The organism is Janthinobacterium foliorum, assembly GCF_978021625.1.
In genome coordinates, this window is the sequence record NZ_CDXDQE010000014.1 from 115378 (window position 1) to 131507 (window position 16130).

Below are 16130 nucleotides of genomic sequence, written 5' to 3' on the forward strand. Positions count from 1 at the left end.
CAAAAAAGGGCGCGGTAGGCGCGCCCTTAGTTGATCACAACCGGTTGACAGTGGCAGGCCGTTTAGACGGCGGCGACTTCTTCATCCGAGTTGTCTGGCAGATGCTTGATCGCCTCTTTACCGTGCCCTTGCACTTTGGTTTTGTACTTCATCACTTGCCGGTCCAGCTTGTCGATCAGGGTATCGATCGCGGCATACAGGTCTTGCGCCAGGCTTTCCACGTAGACGGTCTTGCCGCTCAGACGCAGGTTGACTTCGGCCTTTTGACGTTTTTCTTTCTCTTTGAGGTTGTCGACGGTCAGAATCACGGCAATATCGATGACTTGATCGAAATGACGCTTCACACGCTCCAGTTTCGCTTGTACGTATTCACGGATGGCTGGTGTCACTTCAAGATGATGTCCGCTGATGGTGAGATTCATACACACTCCTAAAGATGATTCGGGTTCGTGCGGTCCATCGTATCCGGCCCGCAGAGGAACCGAAAAAAACTTACAAACACTTACGCAGACTCACTGGCGGAATTTTCAATGCTTCCCGGTATTTGGCAACAGTACGTCGCGCAATCACCATGCCTTGTTCCCCCAGCATGTCCGCAATCTTACTGTCGGATAAAGGATTTTTAGGGTCTTCAGCTCCTGTCAGTTGCACGATCAATGCCCGTATCGCCGTCGATGACGCTTCGCCCCCCGCTTCGGTGGCGACATGGCTACCAAAGAAATATTTCAACTCGAACATGCCGTGCGGGGTCAGCATGTACTTTTGAGTTGTTACCCGCGAGATAGTACTCTCGTGTAAACCCAGTGTATCAGCTATTTCACGGAGCACAAGGGGACGCATGGCAACGGCCCCATGCGAGAAAAAATTCTTTTGTCGTTCTACTATCGCCTGTGCCACGCGCAGGATGGTGTCGAAGCGCTGGCGCATGTTTTTGATCAGCCACTTGGCTTCCTGCAACTGTGCGCCCATGGCCCCTTCGCCCTTGCCCTGCTTCAACAAATTGGCGTACATGGCGTTGACGCGCAGGCGCGGCATGACGTCGTTGTTCAGCGTCACCTGCCAGCCACTGCGCGCGCGCTTGACGACGACGTCGGGCACCACGTAATCGGACACGTCCGAGGCAAACACGGCGCCCGGATGCGGGTTGCACAGGCGGATCACCGTCTGCGCCTCGCGCAAGTCTTCGTCGTCGCAATCGAGGGCTTTTTTCAGCTTGTTGAAATCGCGCTGGGCAAACCAGGCCAGGTGTTTTTCCACGATGACGAGGGCCATGCGGCGCGTCACCATGGCGATGTGCGGCAAACGCCTGATCTGCAGCGCCAGGCACTCGGACGCGTTGCGCGCGCCCACGCCGGGCGGGTCGAAGCTTTGCAGCAGGGACAAGGCCGTGCGCAGCTCGTCGGCATCGATCTCCAGCTCTTCCGGCAGGCGCGCCAGGATGTCGTCGAGCGGCTCTTCCAGGTAGCCATTGTCGTCGAGCGCATCGATGATCAGTTCGACGAGCGCGCGGTCGCGCAATTCCAGCACCGTCACGCGCATCTGTTCCATCAGGTGCTCGCGCAGGGTGCAGTGGTGGGCTTCCAGCTGCGGACGCGAATCCTCGTCGTCGGGCGCCTTGCCGCGGCTCGCCTCGCTCCAGTCGCTGTCGGCGCCATCCATGGCGGCCGGGGCGTCGCCGCCCTCGCCGTCAAACGTCTCGGCTTCGGCCGGCGCCACCGGCGCGTCCTGGCCCGGCGGCTGGGGCGGCGCTTCGGCCGGTGCCGCCGTGGAACTGAGGGCGCCATCGGAAAGCAGCCGCAGCGAACGGTCGAGCGGATCGTCGAGCCGTTCGAGCAGGGGATTGTCCGTCAACAGTTGCTCGAGTTCCTGGTGCAATTCCAGGGTAGACAATTGCAACAGGCGTATCGATTGCTGCAACTGAGGCGTCAGTGCCAGGTGCTGCGAGGTGCGCAGCTGCAATGATTGTTTCATTGGCTCACATACGGAAGTGTTCGCCCAGATAGACCCGGCGTACCGACTCGTTCGCGATGATGTCGTCGGGGCGTCCCGACGCCAGCACCGAGCCCTGGTTGATGATGTAGGCACGGTCGCAGATACCCAGCGTCTCGCGCACATTATGATCGGTGATCAGCACGCCGATATTGCGCTCCTTCAAGAAGCGCACGATGCGCTGGATCTCGATCACGGCAATCGGATCGACGCCGGCGAACGGTTCGTCGAGCAGCACGAAGCGCGGGTCGGTGGCCAGCGCGCGGGCGATTTCCACGCGGCGGCGTTCGCCACCGGACAGGGACAGCGCCTGGTTCTCGCGCAGCTTTTCAATCTGCAAGTCGGCCAGCAGCTTGTCCAGGCGCTCTTCGATCTCGGCCTTCTTCAGGGGACGCCCTTCGACGGTCTGGATTTCCAGCACGGCGCGGATATTGTCTTCCACCGTCAGCTTGCGGAACACGGACGCTTCCTGCGGCAGGTAGGACAGGCCCATCTGCGCGCGGCGGTGGATCGGCAGGCTGGAAATGTCCACGCCGCTGATATCGATGGTGCCGCCGTCGGACGGCACCAGGCCGACGATCATGTAGAACGAGGTGGTCTTGCCGGCGCCGTTGGGGCCCAGCAGGCCCACCACTTCGCCGCATTCGACTTGCAGCGACACATCATGCACGACTTGCCGCTTGCCATAGGTTTTCTGCAGCCCGCGAACGATCAGGGTGCTGCCGCAACGTGTATTTTCCATTATTTCTTTCCTGGCGCAGGCGTCGCTGGCGCCTTCTCCGCCGCTGGGGCCTTGGTCTTCGGCTGGATCACCATGCGCACGCTGCCGGCGCCCGGGGTGCTGGTGCCGCTGTCGGAGTTTTCCATCGTAAACACTTCCTTGCGGCTGTCATACGAAATGAAGGCGCCGTTGGCCACGTCCGTCGGTTTCGTGCCTTCCAGGCGCGTCAGCTTGGCCTTGGAAAACAGTTTCACCACTTCCGTCTTGTTGTCGTATTCCACGCGCTCCGCTTCGCCTTCCACCCACAGGTCGCCCGCGCCATCGCGCTTCTGGCGGAACGTGGCCAGCTTGCCCGGATCGGCCCAGAAGGTGATGAACTGGTAGCCCTGCGGATCTTCCGTGATCAGGGCCCGGCCCGCCTTCATGGTCAAGGTGCCTTTCACCAGCACCACGTCGCCCGTCAGGGTGCGCGTCTGCTTGACGTCATCGACCTGGCCGCGCTGGGCCGTGATGACGGCTTCCTTCTCGGAATCGGCCTTTTCGGCATGCGCCGTGCCCATGACGGCCAGCGAAAATAGGGTCAGCAGCAAGATGTTTTTCATATTATGGTTTCCTTGTTTCATTCTGTCATTTGGCCGCGGCACCTGGCCGTGGTTTCGGCGGCAGCACGATGCGCAGGGCATTGTGCACTTCCACCACGCCGGTCGCGTTATTCGCCTTCATGCCCACGCCATGGATGCGCGAGGCGCCCGTCAGGATGTCGACAGGGACATCCGTTTCCATCCGTTCTTCATCCGGGTATACCGTCAGCGCTTCCGTCTTCAGGGTCAGGTTCTGCGCCTTCGGACTGGCCACGCGGTCGACCACGACCTGGCGGTGCAGCTGCAGCCGGGTATTGTTCTGGTCGATATGCGCCAGTTCCGCGTTCATGTTCATCGGCGGCATGTCGGGCGTCAGCTTGCGCACGAACGGCTGGTCGATATCGGACGAATCGTCAAGCGGGTAATGCGTGAGCTTGGTGCCCGACACGATATAGCTGGGCTTGCCCGTCAAGTCCATGCGCACCAGGCTGAAATTGGTAATGAAATAGTCGGGCTCGTTCACACTCTTGCTGGCATTGATATCCTGGGCATTCTTGTTCATCACCTCGAGCAGCCAAAAGCTGCCCAGCGCGACGACAACCGCGCCCAGCACGGTAAAGATGATGCGCCAGCGATGGGCGCCTCCTGGCTTTTGCATAGTGCTTCACTCTCTCCAATGACACTGGCGGCAAGGCGCGCGCCTCACTCCAGGAACGGCGCCATGACGCGCGCATAGTTGTCCTGGGCGCGCAGCAGGAATTCGCAGATCTCGCGCGCCGCGCCACGCCCGCCGCCGGCCTGCGTCACGTAATGCGCCATGGCCTGCACTTCCGGCCGCCCGCCGGGCACGCTCACGGCGAAGCCGACGCGGCGCAGGATGGGGGCATCGATGACGTCGTCGCCGATATAGCCGCACTGCTCTTCCGTCAAGCCCGTCAGCGCCAGCAGTTCGCGGAACGGCGTCAGCTTGTCATGGCCGCCCTGGTGCACATGGGTAAAGCCCAGGTCTTGCGCGCGGCGCGCCGTGATGGGCGAGCGGCGCGCGCTGATGATGGCCGTCTGCACGCCCGATTCCTGCAGCAGCTTGATGCCCAGGCCATCATACACATTAAACGTTTTCATCATCTCGCCGTCCGGGCCGAAATGCAGGCTGCCATCGGTGAGCACGCCGTCGACATCAAAGATCATCAGTTTGACCTTGGCCGCGCGCGCCAGGTTGTCCGCCACGCTGTCCATCAGATCACCTTCGCTTGCGTCAGGTCATGGATATGCAGGGCGCCGACCAGCTTGCCGTCGGCATCGACCACCAGCATCTGGTTGATGCGGTACTGCTCCATCACGGCCACGGCATCGACGGCCAGGCGCTCGGGCGCAATGCTGCGCGGCTGCGCATGCATGACGTCGCGGATCGCCACTTTCGTGAAATCCTGCACGCGCTCGAACATGCGGCGCAAGTCGCCATCCGTAAACACGCCCACGGGACGGTTGTCCGCGTCGACGACGGCCGTCATGCCCATGCCCTTCTTCGTCATTTCTTCCAGCGCCTGCAGCAGCGACGCGTCCACCGGCACCTTCGGCACCTGTTCGCCGCTGCGCATGACGTCGTGCACGTGCGTCAGCAGGCGGCGGCCCAGGGCGCCGCCCGGATGCGAACGGGCAAAATCTTCTTCCTTGAAACCGCGCAAGTCCAGCAAGGCCACGGCAATCGCGTCGCCCAGGGCCAGGGTCACGGTGGTGCTGGCCGTCGGCGCCAGGTTCAGCGGACAGGCTTCTTTTTCAACAGAAATATCCAGATGCACGTCGGCCAGCTGGGCCAGGCTGGAGTTCGGCTTGCCCGTCATGGAAATCAGCACGCCGCCCATGCGCTTGACGACAGGCATGATGGCCATCAGTTCCGATGATTCGCCGGAGTACGAGATGGCAATAAAGGCATCGTCCGATGTGACCATGCCCAGGTCGCCATGGGCCGCTTCGGCCGGATGCACGAACAGGGCCGGCGTGCCGGTGGACGCGAGGGTGGCGGCAATCTTGCGCGCGATATGGCCGGATTTGCCGATGCCGGAGACGACGACACGGCCCTTGCATTGCAGCAACAACGCCACGGCGCGGCCGACGCTGTCGTCCGTGGCCAGGCGCGCATGCAGCGCAACGATGGCGTCGGACTCAATCTGCAAGGTGGTGCGGGCCAGCGCGACAGCGCGCTCGGCCGTGGCTTGCATGTCAATTCGATCAAAAGCTTTCAGCATTGTTTTTTCATGGGTTACACTCATGCCCAAAGTATAAACGAATTAGGAAAGCAAAAAACTTGCCAGTCACAACAAACAACGATTTCACCTGAGCTCCCCGGGCAACCCATGTTTTCCTCGCTTGAACTGACCCTGATGTTACTCGGCAGCGCCGTGCTGGGCGTGGTCGCTTTCAGAATGTTGCATTTGCCGCCCATGCTGGGCTACCTGGCCGTCGGCATCGTCATCGGTCCCCACGCGCTGGGCCTGGCGGCGGAAAACGAGGCCAGCCACACCCTTGCCGAATTCGGCGTCGTCTTCCTGATGTTTTCCATCGGGCTCGAGTTTTCCCTTCCCAAGTTTCTCGCCATGCGGCGCATCGTCTTCGGCCTTGGCATGGCGCAGGTCGTCACCACCATCGTCGCCACCGTCGTCTTCGGCTGGTTCGTCGGGCGCTACCTGTCCGCCTACATCCACCTGAGCTGGCAAGCCGCGTTCGCCCTGGGCGGCGCGCTGGCCATGTCGTCGACGGCCATCGTCTCGAAAATGCTCACGGAGCGGCTGGAGCTGGAAAGCGAACACGGCCGCAAGATCATCGGCATCCTGCTGTTCCAGGACCTGGCCGTGGTGCCGCTGCTGATCCTCATCCCCGCCCTCACGCGCGATTCGGACAACCTGGCCGAAACCCTGGCCTGGGCCGGCGGCAAGGCGCTAGTCGTCCTCATTTTGCTGCTGTTCCTCGGCCAGAAGATGGTGCGCGGCTGGCTGACCATCGTTGCCAAGCGCCGTTCGCAAGAGCTGTTCATGCTCAACCTGCTGCTCATCACCCTGGGGGCCGCGTGGATCACGGAACGGGCCGGGCTGTCGCTGGCCCTGGGCGCATTTGTGGCCGGCATGCTCATTTCCGAGACGGAATTCAAGCACCAGGTGGAAGAGGATATCAAGCCCTTCCGCGACGTGCTGCTGGGCCTGTTCTTCATCACCGTCGGCATGCTGCTCAATATCCGCGTGGTGCTCGACAACTGGTGGCTGGTCTTGCTGCTGCTGTGCGGCCCCGTGCTGCTGAAATTTGCCCTGATCGCGGGCCTGGCACGGCTGTTTGGTTCGAGCAATGGCGTAGCCCTGCGCACGGGACTGGGACTGGCGCAGGCGGGCGAGTTCGGCTTCGTGCTGCTGAACCTGGCCGGCGGCATCAAGCTGATGGACCCGTTCGTCGTGCAGGTGGTGCTGGCGTCGATGGTGCTGTCGATGCTGGTGGCGCCTTTCCTCATCGCCAAGTCCGACGCCATCGTCATGAAACTGGCCGCCAACGACTGGATGATGCAGTCGCTGGCGCTCACGAAGATCGCCACGCGCACCATGGCCTCGCAAAAACACGTGCTGATCGCCGGCTTCGGCCGCAGCGGGCAAAGCCTGGCCACCCTGCTGGCGGAAGAAAAAATCGAATACCACGCGCTGGACCTGGACCCGGAACGGGTGCAGGAAGCGCAGCTGGCCGGCGCGCACGTATCGTATGGCGACGCGGGGCGGCGCGAAAGCCTGGTGGCGGCCGGCATCTACCGGGCCAGCGCCGTCGTCATCACGTATGCGAACACGCCGTCGGCGCTGCGCTTATTGCACTTGCTCAATGATATGGCGCCCACCTTGCCCGTCATCGTGCGCAGCCATGACGACAGCGACCTCGACCAGTTGAAGAAGGCGGGCGCGGCCGAAGTGGTGCCGGAATTGATGGAAGGCAGCCTGATGCTCGCCTCGCACGCGCTGATCATGATGGGCGTGCCCCTGCGCCGCGTGGTGCATCGCGTGCAGGCCGCGCGCGAGGAGCGCTACGCCTCGCTGCGCGGCTATTTCCATGGCAGCAGCGACGCCGGCGACGATGCCGAACTGGAGCGCCTGCATACCGTGACCGTGGGCGACGATGCGCACTGCGTGGGCTTGCCTCTGAGTACGATCGACGTGGCCGGCTGCGGCGCGTTTGTGACGGCCATCCGCCGCGGCCGCGGGCGCCTGGAAATCACGCCCGAGACACAGCTGGCCAGCGGCGACGTGGTGGTGCTGCGCGGCACGGCCGATGCCGTGGCAAAAGCAGAAACATTATTATTAAAATAATTACCCGACCTGCGCCTGCCAGCTGACGACCTGGTTGCGGCCCGCCGCCTTGGCCTGGTACAGGGCCTGGTCGGCGTGCGCCACCAGTTGCTGCGCCACCGTTTCGATGGGCAGCAGCGCCGCATCCGCCGCCAGGCTGGCCACGCCGATGGACACGCTGACCCACGCTTGCGCGCTGCCAGGCAAGTCGAACATGGTGCCGGCGATGCTGGCGCGGATGCGCTCGGCCACGAACGTGGCGCTGTCGAGGTCGGCATCGATCAGCAGCACGACGAATTCCTCCCCGCCGAAGCGCCCCAGCGCATCGGAACGGCGCAATTCCTTGCGGATGCGCGTGGCCACTTCGCGCAGCACTTCGTCGCCGCCCTGGTGGCCATGCGTGTCATTGACCGATTTAAAGTGGTCGATATCGATGTACATGCATGAAATGCAATAATTCTGCCGCCGCGCGCGGGCGATCTCTTCCAGCAGGCGCCGGTCGATATAGCGGCGGTTGTAGACGCCCGTCAGCGAATCGGTGAGACCGATGTATTTCAGCATTTCATTGCTGATCACGTTTTCCAGGCAGATGGCGATGATGGACGCCATGTGCTTGATGAAATCCGTGCCCAGCACGGGCGTAAAACGCGTCACGTCGCTGCTGGCCAGGTTCAGGCTGCCGATCAGGCGCTTGTTGCGCAGCAAGGGCACCAGCGCCACGCTGCGCAAGGGCGCGTCGATCTGCGGAAACCGGGGACCATGCACGGCCGCATCGAACTGTCCCAGCAATGGAAGCGGCGGCAAGGCCGGCTCGCCCTCGGCTGCGGGCAGCGGCGGCGCAAAGCCCAGCTGCGCCACTTCATGCACGAAGAGCAACTGCGGAAAGGCGCTGAAATCGACGCCCAGCTTTTCCATCACCAGCACGATATCGTCGTCCTCGTCCAGCAGGCTCAGGGTGACGCCATCGAGGTCGGAAATCACGGGCAAGGTGCGGAAGATGGTGCCGATCAGCTCGGGAAACGTGGATGCGCCGACGATTTCCAGGTCGAATGCCTGGTGGCGGCACATGATGTCGTGGTTGCGTTCGACTTGCTCCAGCAAGAAAGCCATGCGCGCGCGCAAGGCCTGGTTCTCGGCTTCGAGACTGGCAATGCGCTGCTCCGGCGCGGCGGCATCGCGCCCCGGCTGACCTGGCTCTGGCGGTATTGCTTGATTCATAGAAACCTTAAACCCTTCTGTGCGGGCGCCGCGCTTAAAATGCCAGTTCGAAACCGATTTCCTGTCCCACCACGATACGCTCGTCGCCGCCGGCGGTGACGATGGCGTTCATGCCGAAACAGATGGCGCCATCCAGTTCGGGCTTGGCGCGGTAGCCGTGCATGACGTCGAGCGGGTCCGGTCCCGGCACGCCCGTGGCCTGGTCCACCGACGGAATCGGGCAACGCGAGCACGGCTTGACGGGTTTCAGGGTGGTGGCGCCGAATTGCAGGGCCTCGGCATAGTCTTCCTCGAAGGCGCCGATGTCGCCGATGACGAGGTTGGGCCGGAAGCGGTTCATCGGCAGCGCCGCGCGGCCGGCGGCGCGCAGCTTGTCGTTGACATCGTCAAGCGAGGCGCTGCCCGCGATCAGCACGGGATATCCGTCGGCAAACATGGTCGAGGCGGCAACGCCGTCCGTCCACTTGCTGCTGGTGGCGCGCACCACGTCCGGGTGAAAGCGTGCCAGACGGCACGGCACGCCGATGGCCTGGGAAAACCAGGTGGCCGTGACGTCATCGCAGTCATAGGCACGCAGCGTGTCGTCCCACACTTGCACGTCCAGCATGGGTGCCAGTTGCGGATGCGGCAAGCCCAGTTCGATTTCCAGGCGCAGCATGCCGGGGGCGCGCAACTCCAGGGTCGTGGCCTTGATGCGCGGCACGATCAGCGCCATGCGCGGATATTCACGCTGCGTCAGGAAGCGGCCCTGCGCATCGACCACCATCCATTCGCGGTCAAACACGTGCTCGCTCATCAGGCCCGACGACGTCAGGACCGCTTCCTGCAACTGGATGCCGGCACAGGATTTGATGGGGTACAGGATGATGTCGGACAGGATAGCCATGGACAAGGGACAAGAACAGTGAAGCTGCTTCTGCCAGGAAATTATTCAGAAGCGAAGTATGGCAGTAAAGCGGGCAAGCGTAAATCCGCCACGCAGGTCGCGGGAAATTATTGCAAAATGATAAAGAACAGAACCGGATGCTCTGCACGACGCCGCTGCTGGCAGTGCAAGCACTGCCAGCAGCGGGCAGCCTCGCCGGCTACCTTGCAGCGCACCGGTCATGGACGCCAGCAATCACCATACTTTATTCCGCCCTGCTTTCGCGCGGCCAGCGTGGCCGGCCTGGCGCGAGGAGCATCAATACGTGTAGAAAATACGCTGGATTTCTTGCGTACTGTTGGTCTTGGTCAAGGCCAGCATCAGCAAGATACGGGCTTTTTGCGGGTTCAGTGTGTCGGATACGACACTATCGAGTTCATCGTCATTGGCTTCGCCATTGCGCGCCACGATGCCCTGGCCGACGCGGCTGGAACGCACGATCAGCACGCCCTTCTGGCGCGCTTCCACCAGGGCCGGCTTCATTTGCGCGGCCACGCTGCCATCGCCCACGCCCGCGTGGATGATGCCCTTGGCGCCAGCGGCGATGAAGGCGTCCATGCCGACGCGGTTCATGTTGGCGTAGCCATACACGATGTCCACTTGCGGCAAGGCATCGAGCTTACTGATGTCAAATTCCGACTCCAGCGTGTGCTTGCGCGTCGACTGGCGGTAGAAAAACGCCTTGCTGCCCTGGATATAGCCGAGCATGCCCAGTTCCGGCGACTTGAAGGTATCCGTCGTCGAGGTATTCGTTTTCGTCACTTCGCGGGCCGCGTTGATCTGGTCGTTCAAGGCCACCAGCACGCCCTTGCCCACGGCTTCCTTGCTGCCCGCCAGCATCACGGCGTTGTACAAGTTGATGGGGCCGTCGGCGGAAATGGCCGTCGACGGACGCATGGCGCCCACGACAACGACGGGCTTGTGGCTTTTCACCGTCAGGTTCAGGAAATACGCCGTCTCTTCGATGGTGTCCGTGCCATGCGTCACGACCACGCCATCGACGTCCGGCGAAGCCAGCAACACGTTGATGCGCTTGGCCAGGGTCAGCCAGTGGCTGTTGCCCATGCTTTCGCTGGCGATCTGGAACACTTGCTCGCCCGTCACGTTGGCCACTTTCTTGAGTTCCGGCACGGCGGCGATCAGGCGGTCAACGCCCACGGTGGCCGAGGTATAGCCCACGGTGGTGGTGCTGTCGGCGCCGCTGCCGGCGATGGTGCCGCCCGTGGCCAGGATCACCACATGCGGCAATTTGACGGCCGCCTGCTGCGCGCGCGCGGGGGCGGTGGCCATAAAGCCCATCAGCACGGTGGCCAGCATCAGCTGTGTCCAAGAATGGAATTGACGTGAAAACATGGTGCTCCTGTTCGGTGATGTGTCAGAGATAACAAAGTCGTGTGCAAATTATATGTCATCCGTGCCAGGGCAAATCCCCAATTCATGCGTATCGCGCAAACGTGCGCGCCTGCGCATGCGCTAGAGTGGCGCCATGTGCACATTCGTCTCCCTGGCCCTGCGACGCCGTCTTCTTGTACCCCTGCTCTGCATGGCGCTGGGCGCCTGCTCGACGCAGGTGGAACTGCGCACGGCGGCGCAGGAGGAAGCGTTCGGGCTGGCCGCGGCCAGCCAGGGCGACTGGGCGCAAGCCATGCGCGACTACGCGGCCGCGGCGCAGAATGCCGAACTGGGCCATGGCGACCTGGCCTGGCAAGCCCGCTTGCACCACCAGACGGGACGGGCCGCCAGCGGAACCTGCCGCTACGACGCAGCCGAATACCATTTCCGTGAAGCCATCGCGCTGGCGAAACGCAGCAAACAATCGAGCGCCCTCAGCTACAAGGCGCTGATCGAGCTGTATGAACGCCAGGGCAAGACGACGCAAGCATTGGCCGTGCGCAATGAACTGGGCTGGCACCTGTCGCGGGCGCTGGGCGCCTTCGCCGACCTGGAATCGCTGCCGTCCGCTCGACCGTGCGGAGTTCCCCGGTGAGCAGTACCCGCATCCTGCTGGCCACCCCCTTGTTGGTCGCCGGCATGGTGCCCGCGTGGGCCGCCGAGCCGGCCTTGCCATTATGGGAAGCGGGCATCTTTGGCGGCACGGCCGTCACGCCCGCCTATCCGGGCGCCAGCGAACGCTCGACACGCAGCCTGGCCCTGCCCTTCCTGATCTATCGGGGCAAAGTGCTGCGCGCCGACCGCGCCGGCGTGGGCGCGCGCCTGCTCGATACGGACCGCCTCGGCTTCGACGTCGGCTTTGCCCTGTCCTTGCCGGCCCGCTCCAGCGACGTGCCGGCCCGGCGCGGCATGCCGGACCTGGGCACCCTGGTGGAATTTGGCCCGCGCCTGAGAATCAAGCTGGCCGAGCCGACGCCGCATGGCCGCTTGCACCTGGAACTGCCCTTGCGCGCCGTCATCGAAGCGCGCGGCGGCCTGCGCCGCCAGGGCGCCACCTTCGAGCCGCGCCTGGCGTACCGGCTGCAGGATGAGCGCGGTGCATGGCATGTGGACGCCAGCCTCGGTGCCGTGCTGGGCAATGCCGCCATCAACGACTATTTTTATGGCGTGGCCCCCGCGTATGCCACCGCGCAGCGCCCCTCCTATGCGGCAACAGGCGGGCTGATGCTGACTCGCCTGGGCCTGGGCGGTTCATACTTGCTGCAGCGCGACTGGCGCGCCTTTGCTTTCCTGCGCTACGACAATTACGCAGGCGCCGCCAACCACGCCAGCCCTCTGCTGCGCCAGAACAGCGGCACCTCGGCCGGCATCGGCCTGCTGTGGACGTGGCGCCGCGCCAGCCAGCCCGCGCGGGGGACGGACGAGTAGCAGCCAGACCGCTTAAAACTCCGTCGTGGCCGACAGCATGACCGTGCGCGGCGCGCCCAGGCCCAGGCTGGTCCATTGCGGCAGCGCCCAGTAAGCCTTGTTGCCGACGTTCGTCACGCTGGCGCGCACGGTCAGCGGCCGGCCCGCCGCGTGGGTAGCGTAGCGGGCACCCAGGTCGAATACGGTACGCCCCGGCACGGACAGCGAGTTGTCGGCGTTGATGTATTGCTTCGATGCCGCCGTCGCATTTGCCGTCAGGGTCACGCCGGGGATGGCGGGCGCATCCCACTCGACGCCCAGCTTGGCCTGCAGCTTGGGCACGCCCGTGGCCTGCTTGCCCTGGTTGGCGCCGCCCACCGTCTTGCTCAATACGGGGTCGACATAGGCCACGCCGCCCATCAGGCGCACGTCGCGCAGGGGCGAGCCGAAGAAGCCCCAGTCGACGCCGCGGTTGCGCTGTTCGCCGCCAAAGGAAAAGATATTGCTGACCGGATCGACATAGCTGCTGGGACGCTTGATTTCATACACGCTGACCGTATGCGCGAACTCGCCCAGGTCCACCTTGAAACCCAGTTCCGCCTGCTTCGATTTGTACGGCGCAAAGACCTCGCCAGAATTGGCCGCCGTCAACGGTGCCGTGGCGCCCTGGCTCAAGCCTTCGATGTAGTTGCCGTACAGCGAGACAGTCTTGCTGGCCTTGAACAGCAGGGCGACGGCAGGCGTGGTGGCGCTTTCATCGTAGCGCGAGGTGCGCGCGCCCGTCCTGATGTTGAAGTTATCGCTGAGCACTTCCTGGCGGCGCACGCCCACCGTCAGCTGCACCGCATCTTGCGCAAAGGACAGCGTGTCGACCAGGCCGTAGCTGGCCAGGCGCAATTCCGCCTTGGAAATCTGCGGCGCCTCGAAGCGGGTGGCCGGGCCCCAGACGGGATTGTAGATATTCGTGATCCAGTCCTGCGCCAGGGTATTGCGGCGTCCGTACTGCTTGTCCGTGTGGTGATAATACGTGGCGTTCACGGCCCATTGATGGCCGATGGCGCCCGTGCGCAGTTTGCCCCGCAAGCCCACTTCCGCCGACTGCTTTTCCACGTCAAAACCCAGGTCGGCAACGTTGGTGCGGTAGTCGCCGGCCGTGTTGAACACCTGGATCATATACGCGCCCGTGGACTGGTAATCGGCCTGGCTGGTGCCCACGGCGGCGTAGGCCATGACTTGCTTATTCACGTCCAGTTCGCCGCGCAGCATGGCGCCCTTGTCCTTGGTATCGTAGAACGCCCAGCTGGGATTGAGCAGGGTTTCCGGCTTCGGCGGACGGGGCACGGGCAAGCCGGGGGCCAGGTTGACGCCCCGGTTCAAGCCGTCCGCGCGGTCCTCGCTGTGATACAGGTCGGCCGACAGGCGCGCGCCATTGCCGCGCCAGTCCAGGCCCACGGAAATGAGCCGGGTCTTCTTTTTCTGGTGGTCGATGGCGCCGTCGCCATCGCGGTAGACGCCGTTGACTCTGATGCCGAATTGTTTATTCTCGCCAAAGCGCTGGCCCAGGTCCACGTGGCCGCCCCATTGCGCATCGGACATGTACGACGCCGTCACGCGCGCCAGCGGCGCGTCGCCCGCGCGCTTGGGCACCAGGTTGATGCTGCCGCCCACCGAACCGCCCGGTGGCATGCCGTTGAGCAAGGCCGACGGTCCTTTCAGCACTTCGATGCGCTCGAACATTTCGGGCGACGTGCGGTAGTACGGCGAGATGCCGTACAGCCCGCCAAACGCCACGTCGCCGATATTCGAGCTGAAGCCGCGAATGGAATAATTCTCGCCGATGATGCCCGTCATGCCGCTGCTGAAGACGGTAGGGTCGGCGGCGGCTATCACGTCGGTGATGTCGCGCGCCTGCCGGTCCTCGATGAATTTATCCGTATAGCTGATGGTGTTGAAGGGCGTCTCCATGAAGTCCTTGTCGCCCAAAAAACCCACGCGCCCGCCGGACGCCACTTGCCCGCCCACATAGGCATCCGTCACGGCATTGCCCTTGCCCCACACCGTCACGGCCGGCATGGTCGCGGCGGCGTCCGCTGCCGCGCTGTGCGCCGGTTCGCGGCGCAAGGTGTAGCTGCCATTGCCTTCACGCACGGCTTGCAAGCCGTGGCCACGCAGCAATTCGTAAAAGCCTTCGGCCACGCTGTAGCTGCCGGACAGGCCGGCGCTGCTCTTGCCTTGCAGCAGACTGGCCTCGGCCGTCAGTTCGATGCCCGCCTCGGCCGCGAAAGTGTTGAGCGCCATGCCCAAGGAACCCGCAGGCACGCTGAACGCCTGCCGGGCCTGCGCCGCTTGCGCGTAGGCCGGCGGGGCGGCCACGCCCAGGGCACCCACGGTCAAGCCCGTGATGAGCGCCAGTTGCACGGCGGTGGCGATGCGGCTCAGGGTCAAGCCGGGAAGCTGGCGCGCTGCCATGCGTTTGGCTACGATTTTTTGCATAAGGAAGTCCTCTCAGGTGGGATGGTTGCTTGTTCTCACCCTATTTCCCGAACGAAAAGGCGAAACCCTCAATACAAATACGAATCATTACGAAAAATAATGCACATCACTGGTAAGCCTTGAGCACGTCGTCGATCACCATCTTGAGCGACGTCACGCTGGCGCCCATGATGTACCAGGCATCCGCATCGACGAAGACGACGCGGCCGTTCTTCCAGGCATTGGTCTGGCGCAGCAGCGGATTGGCCATCTGCTCGGCCGTCGTGACGGGACGGTGCTCCATCACGGCCGTGCGGTCCACAACATAGATGATGTCCGGATTGGCTTGCTGGATGAACTCGCTGGAAATCGGCTGCCCATGCAAGCCCGCCTCGATGGCCGAGCTGGCCGGCTTGACGCCGAGCGCATCAAAGACGAAACCGTAGCGCGATTGCACGCCGAACGAGCTGAAGGCGCCGTTGTTGTGCAGCACGATGAGCGCCGTTTCAGGACGGTCCTGCGTCACCTTGCGCGCCGCGGCCACCCTGGCGTCGAGCTCCTGCGCCTTCTGGCTGGCGATATCTTCCTTGCCGAAGATGCGTCCCAGGGTCAGCAAGTGTTCCTTGACCACGTCGATGTGCTTGCTCTGGCTATTCTTGAAGTCCACGTCGAAATGCACGGTGGGGGCGATCTGGCTCAGCTCCTTGTAATGGTTGGCCTGGATCGAGGTCATCAGCACCAGATCGGGCTTGAGCGCGTGGATGTGTTCCAGGTTCGGCTGCACGATGGCGCCCAGGTCGCGGATGCCCGCGTCGTCCTTGTAGCGCGTGAGGAAATGCGGCACGTAATCCTTCACCATGCCGGCCACGGGCACGCCCAGCTGGTCGAGGAAATCGACTTCGTTCATGTCCAGCACGGCCACCCTCTGCGGGCGCTGCGCGATCACCGTCGTGCCCAGTTTATGCACGATGGTGATGGGAGAGTATGCCTGCTGTGACGCCGTGGCGGCAGGCGCCGGCGCCACTGTGGGCGCCTTGTCGCTGCAGCCCGCCAGGGCGGCCGTGGCGGCGAGCAGCACGGCCAGCGCGCAGAAAGGTTGGTTCCAGATCATC

General features: G+C 63.4%; 15 protein-coding genes. 3 read left to right on the forward strand and 12 right to left on the reverse strand.

The window, feature by feature from the left end; translation table 11 throughout:
• Window positions 1-62: 62 nt before the first annotated feature.
• The 7 genes from hpf to ACZ92H_RS24095 form a co-directional block, all read right to left on the reverse strand.
• Complete coding sequence (gene hpf, locus ACZ92H_RS24065) at window positions 63-422, reverse strand: ribosome hibernation-promoting factor, HPF/YfiA family (protein ID WP_131375704.1); 360 nt, start codon at window positions 420-422, stop codon at window positions 63-65.
• Window positions 423-492: 70 nt separating this feature from the next.
• Window positions 493-1971, reverse strand: a complete 1479-nt coding sequence (locus ACZ92H_RS24070) for an RNA polymerase factor sigma-54 (protein ID WP_465051266.1) — start codon at window positions 1969-1971, stop codon at window positions 493-495.
• 4 nt (window positions 1972-1975) lie between these two features.
• Window positions 1976-2731 carry an LPS export ABC transporter ATP-binding protein gene (gene lptB / locus ACZ92H_RS24075; RefSeq protein ID WP_131375700.1) on the reverse strand — a complete coding sequence of 252 codons (756 nt, stop codon included), beginning with the start codon at window positions 2729-2731 and terminating at the stop codon, window positions 1976-1978.
• A complete protein-coding gene (gene lptA / locus ACZ92H_RS24080) occupies window positions 2731-3312 on the reverse strand; it encodes a lipopolysaccharide transport periplasmic protein LptA (RefSeq protein ID WP_131375698.1) in 582 nt (193 codons plus the stop codon). The genes lptB and lptA overlap by 1 nt, the downstream gene beginning before the upstream one ends.
• 25 nt (window positions 3313-3337) lie before the next feature.
• Entirely contained in the window at window positions 3338-3949 is a 612-nt protein-coding gene (gene lptC / locus ACZ92H_RS24085; RefSeq protein ID WP_465051265.1) for an LPS export ABC transporter periplasmic protein LptC, read from the reverse strand.
• A 44-nt stretch (window positions 3950-3993) separates the two neighbouring features.
• Entirely contained in the window at window positions 3994-4527 is a 534-nt protein-coding gene (locus ACZ92H_RS24090; protein WP_092801940.1) for a KdsC family phosphatase, read from the reverse strand.
• Window positions 4527-5537, reverse strand: coding sequence for a KpsF/GutQ family sugar-phosphate isomerase (locus ACZ92H_RS24095; RefSeq protein ID WP_131375686.1), 1011 nt, complete (start codon window positions 5535-5537; stop codon window positions 4527-4529). Before ACZ92H_RS24095 ends, ACZ92H_RS24090 begins: the two co-directional genes overlap by 1 nt.
• Before the next feature lie 108 nt (window positions 5538-5645).
• Here ACZ92H_RS24095 and ACZ92H_RS24100 point away from each other — a divergent pair, with 108 nt between their 5' ends.
• Window positions 5646-7625: a cation:proton antiporter domain-containing protein gene (locus ACZ92H_RS24100; RefSeq protein WP_465051264.1), complete on the forward strand. Its 1980-nt coding sequence runs from the start codon at window positions 5646-5648 to the stop codon at window positions 7623-7625.
• Here the strand turns inward: ACZ92H_RS24100 and ACZ92H_RS24105 are convergent, their stop codons facing one another.
• From ACZ92H_RS24105 to ACZ92H_RS24115, 3 genes are all read right to left on the reverse strand, one after another.
• Window positions 7626-8822: a GGDEF domain-containing protein gene (locus tag ACZ92H_RS24105; RefSeq protein ID WP_131375682.1), complete on the reverse strand. Its 1197-nt coding sequence runs from the start codon at window positions 8820-8822 to the stop codon at window positions 7626-7628.
• Between the two features lie 34 nt (window positions 8823-8856).
• Entirely contained in the window at window positions 8857-9708 is an 852-nt protein-coding gene (locus ACZ92H_RS24110; protein ID WP_131375680.1) for an MOSC domain-containing protein, read from the reverse strand.
• A gap of 297 nt (window positions 9709-10005) precedes the next feature.
• Window positions 10006-11046: a type II asparaginase gene (locus ACZ92H_RS24115; RefSeq protein WP_465051333.1), complete on the reverse strand. Its 1041-nt coding sequence runs from the start codon at window positions 11044-11046 to the stop codon at window positions 10006-10008.
• A gap of 187 nt (window positions 11047-11233) precedes the next feature.
• Between ACZ92H_RS24115 and ACZ92H_RS24120 the strand changes: the two genes are divergently transcribed.
• The gene (locus ACZ92H_RS24120; protein WP_465051263.1) at window positions 11234-11734 is read left to right on the forward strand and encodes a hypothetical protein; all 501 of its coding nucleotides are present in this window, start codon (window positions 11234-11236) and stop codon (window positions 11732-11734) included.
• On the forward strand, window positions 11731-12567 hold the full coding sequence (locus ACZ92H_RS24125; protein ID WP_465051262.1) for a MipA/OmpV family protein: 837 nt from the start codon (window positions 11731-11733) through the stop codon (window positions 12565-12567). The genes ACZ92H_RS24120 and ACZ92H_RS24125 overlap by 4 nt, the downstream gene beginning before the upstream one ends.
• A 12-nt stretch (window positions 12568-12579) precedes the next feature.
• Here ACZ92H_RS24125 and ACZ92H_RS24130 read toward each other — a convergent pair whose 3' ends face one another.
• Both ACZ92H_RS24130 and ACZ92H_RS24135 read right to left on the reverse strand, forming a co-directional pair.
• Window positions 12580-15039 (reverse strand): TonB-dependent siderophore receptor, encoded by a 2460-nt coding sequence (locus ACZ92H_RS24130; protein WP_465051261.1) that lies wholly within the window; start codon window positions 15037-15039, stop codon window positions 12580-12582.
• 106 nt (window positions 15040-15145) lie between these two features.
• Complete coding sequence (locus ACZ92H_RS24135) at window positions 15146-16129, reverse strand: siderophore ABC transporter substrate-binding protein (protein WP_465051260.1); 984 nt, start codon at window positions 16127-16129, stop codon at window positions 15146-15148.
• Window position 16130: the final 1 nt, after the last annotated feature.

Bases quoted from the DNA above. Each gene is read 5' to 3' on its own strand.
- ACZ92H_RS24100 (WP_465051264.1), top strand. From the start codon at position 5,646: ATGTTTTCCTCGCTTGAACTGACCCTGATGTTACTCGGCAGCGCCGTG.
- lptB (WP_131375700.1), bottom strand. From the start codon at position 2,731: ATGGAAAATACACGTTGCGGCAGCACCCTGATCGTTCGCGGGCTGCAG.
- ACZ92H_RS24070 (WP_465051266.1), bottom strand. From the start codon at position 1,971: ATGAAACAATCATTGCAGCTGCGCACCTCGCAGCACCTGGCACTGACG.
- ACZ92H_RS24115 (WP_465051333.1), bottom strand. From the start codon at position 11,046: ATGGGCTTTATGGCCACCGCCCCCGCGCGCGCGCAGCAGGCGGCCGTC.
- ACZ92H_RS24110 (WP_131375680.1), bottom strand. From the start codon at position 9,708: ATGGCTATCCTGTCCGACATCATCCTGTACCCCATCAAATCCTGTGCC.
- ACZ92H_RS24120 (WP_465051263.1), top strand. From the start codon at position 11,234: ATGTGCACATTCGTCTCCCTGGCCCTGCGACGCCGTCTTCTTGTACCC.
- ACZ92H_RS24090 (WP_092801940.1), bottom strand. From the start codon at position 4,527: ATGGACAGCGTGGCGGACAACCTGGCGCGCGCGGCCAAGGTCAAACTG.
- ACZ92H_RS24130 (WP_465051261.1), bottom strand. From the start codon at position 15,039: ATGCAAAAAATCGTAGCCAAACGCATGGCAGCGCGCCAGCTTCCCGGC.
- ACZ92H_RS24135 (WP_465051260.1), bottom strand. From the start codon at position 16,129: ATGATCTGGAACCAACCTTTCTGCGCGCTGGCCGTGCTGCTCGCCGCC.
- ACZ92H_RS24095 (WP_131375686.1), bottom strand. From the start codon at position 5,537: ATGCTGAAAGCTTTTGATCGAATTGACATGCAAGCCACGGCCGAGCGC.
- lptC (WP_465051265.1), bottom strand. From the start codon at position 3,949: ATGCAAAAGCCAGGAGGCGCCCATCGCTGGCGCATCATCTTTACCGTG.
- ACZ92H_RS24105 (WP_131375682.1), bottom strand. From the start codon at position 8,822: ATGAATCAAGCAATACCGCCAGAGCCAGGTCAGCCGGGGCGCGATGCC.
- hpf (WP_131375704.1), bottom strand. From the start codon at position 422: ATGAATCTCACCATCAGCGGACATCATCTTGAAGTGACACCAGCCATC.
- lptA (WP_131375698.1), bottom strand. From the start codon at position 3,312: ATGAAAAACATCTTGCTGCTGACCCTATTTTCGCTGGCCGTCATGGGC.